Consider the following 2,679-nt stretch of genomic DNA (forward strand, 5'->3'; position numbering starts at 1 on the left):
GCACCACCCGTGCACGGCGAGAAGCGTGGGTCTACCGCTCCACTCGTTTTCTGTCCGGTTCCGCAGACGCGGCCACCGCCGGTCCGCTCCCTGCCGGCAGCAGTGCCCGCATCAGTGCTGATTGGATGGCGTCAATCGCATGAGCCGTCCTGGCCCTGGAGACAGAACTCAGATGGCCCGGGGACTTGCCAGCGACCCGAAGCCACCGTGACGTGATCCACCCCGGCCTTGCGGGCGTACAGGCACTGCTGCGCATGCTCGGAGCGCAACGCCGTCGCTCTGTTGATGCCCCCGCCTCGGCGCCTCCTGCACATGCTCGGAAGATTGCCCCAACGCACCTGGACCCGGCCCGCCACTGGATCGCGTCCCATGAAGTGGTGTAGCCGGGCAGGGTCCGGAACGCGCGGGTGTCTGCCCGGGGCGTGCATCCGCTGGCGGTGCATGCTCCCTGAACAAGGGCAGGCCATCGCGCAAGTCTCCCTGGTGAACGGGCAGTTCGACCGGAGGAGCACGCGATGGCCTGGGCGAGCAGCATCCGCAGGAACGACGAGTGCGACTCCCAGGACCACCAGGCCGATCCCGCCGATCAGGAGGAGGGGGGCCGCGTCGCCTGGGGCCAGGACGACCCCGAGCGCAAACACCAGCAGGGCGGCCGCCACGATCGCACCGATCACGGCGTGCACGTAGCGGAAGGCGGCAGGGGAGAATACCGTTCCGCGCCGCACCATCGTCACCAGCCGCGCGGATCCCCAGATCGCACGGAAGGCTGCCTGAACGGCTGCCTGACCAGCTGTCTGCGTATGGATATTGCCAAGGTTATCCTTAAGACGTCTCGACTCTTAAAATATCGAGACCACCCTTCATTCGACTATACATGTGAGCCACAATGCGCAACCTTAAGCAATATGCCGAATACTGCGATCAGTACCACAGGGAGTTCTTGAAACTCTTCAATGAGAACCTACCTAGCGATGCAATGACGGGCCTCGATCTTGCACAAGTATGCAAAGCAGCTCTGATAGGCGCAGCTCAGGCCCAATCAGTCAATCTGGATCTCGATGACGATGTTCATAACTGGATCAACAAAATCGCGGAGAATTCTGAGGATCACCACCCGATCAGGTGTCTCGTCGTAGAGCTTTTCAGCGCTCCACCCGAGGGATGGACTGCCGTACATGTACATAATTGTATCGAGTCGTCCTTGAAATGGATTCAAAAGGATCTTGAACAGCAGCAGGTCATGGCCCAATGGAATGATTACCTGCATGCCTGTTTCGAAGCTCTATTCAGTCAGTCGCACATCATTCAGCGCGCAAGTACGGCAGAAAACTTCGTGCATCAGCTTATGATGTTTGCCCAAATGGTTTCGGGGGAGCCAACCGAAGCCCTTAAGCAGGAATTTGAGGGCTTTATCGTAGATGTACCGACCGGTATTCTCCAGGATTTCATACGGGTTAACGAATCCTCCCTCGCGGCGCAATTCACAGCAACGTTCACGGGCAGAAAAGTCGTACGATTCGGTCTTGAGTCTGCACCCAATCAAGAAGGTCCTTCAAATTCGGCGCGGCCGGAGCCGCGGCCGGGGAAGCGGCCGGGGGAGGAGTGGAAAGGGAGCGTCAATGATGAAAAGTTCATTGAAGAACTTTTCGCGACTCTGCAAGGCCGGATGGAATCGCTGCGTAAGGTATGGATCGGCAAGGTAGAAAAACTCGAGAAGCTCGACAGGGCAATGCAAAAGAAGAATGACGAAAGGAATCGAAAGGCTTACCAGAATCAGCTTGAAAGCATGACTAATGTAGCTAAAAGTGGGAGCTTTAAGGGTCTCACCTTTGAGGGTAACAGCGTCACCGAGGTTCGAGAGCTTGTCCATGGCAGGCTGCAGTCTCTCGAGAGAGAATTCAATAAAGCATTCAGTGAGTTCTACGACTGTCTCGGCCAGCCGGATCGAGTGAGCGATGTCAAGCGGGTCCGTGAGCGGCTCCTCAACCTCTCGCGAGTCTTGGCACAGGATCTAGATTCAATGCAACGAAATATTCAGGGCAATGTACCAAAGATGTCTACATCCCTTTTCTCGGGCGGAAAATTGTACGGAGGAACATCCGGTGGAGAGAAGGCTAAGGTCGAAAACCTTCATCCTCTCCTCCAGTATCTCCTCGCCAAGGTACCGGAGAGCCACAAGGGCAAGGGGCATGGTGGTTGCGCAGAGATCAGGGTCCTATCCAAGTATATTCATGCCTGGCAGAGGCAGAATGAGAAGCTTCTTGAAAGGAAAGGTATCTCTAGCGACTCCTACGATGCACTAGTGAAAGAACTTCGAAGGCATTTTGAACGCGGAGGCGCCATTACGTCCGCACACTTTCTCGGGGAAGATTCCATATACGGCGTAGCGGCATGCGAGACTTGCCGTTCAGTGCAGGAGCACCTTGGAGTTTCTTGGTTGCCGGGGGAGAAAGACGAGGAGGACAGGGTCACATGGTACAACCAAAGCTCAGGAAAACTGGTGGCTGCGCGGGCGGGCCGTGACTCCCCGGAGACGCCGCGCCGCTCCACGCCGCACCAGCGACCCATGTCGGCCGCAGCTGACCCGGCTGAAGGTAACCCCAATGGGAACTGACGTGCATCGTCCGACGATTGTCGTGTTAGAACTGGCTGGGTATCCAGGGACCCCTACGGCAGTAA

At 57.2% G+C, this 2,679-nt stretch carries 1 protein-coding gene and 1 pseudogene; one reads left to right on the top strand and one right to left on the bottom strand.

Annotation, left to right across the window (positions count from 1 at the left end):
• Positions 1–511: 511 nt before the first annotated feature.
• Positions 512–740: pseudogene (locus SSP24_RS42190) on the bottom strand (DUF2975 domain-containing protein); the annotation flags it as partial.
• A gap of 146 nt (positions 741–886) precedes the next feature.
• Between SSP24_RS42190 and SSP24_RS42195 the strand changes: the two are divergent.
• Complete coding sequence (locus tag SSP24_RS42195; protein WP_141316531.1) at positions 887–2,614, top strand: YwqJ-related putative deaminase; 1,728 nt, start codon at positions 887–889, stop codon at positions 2,612–2,614.
• Positions 2,615–2,679 lie beyond the last annotated feature (65 nt).

Source organism: Streptomyces spinoverrucosus, assembly GCF_006539505.1.
Taxonomy (GTDB): Bacteria; Actinomycetota; Actinomycetes; order Streptomycetales; family Streptomycetaceae; genus Streptomyces; species Streptomyces spinoverrucosus.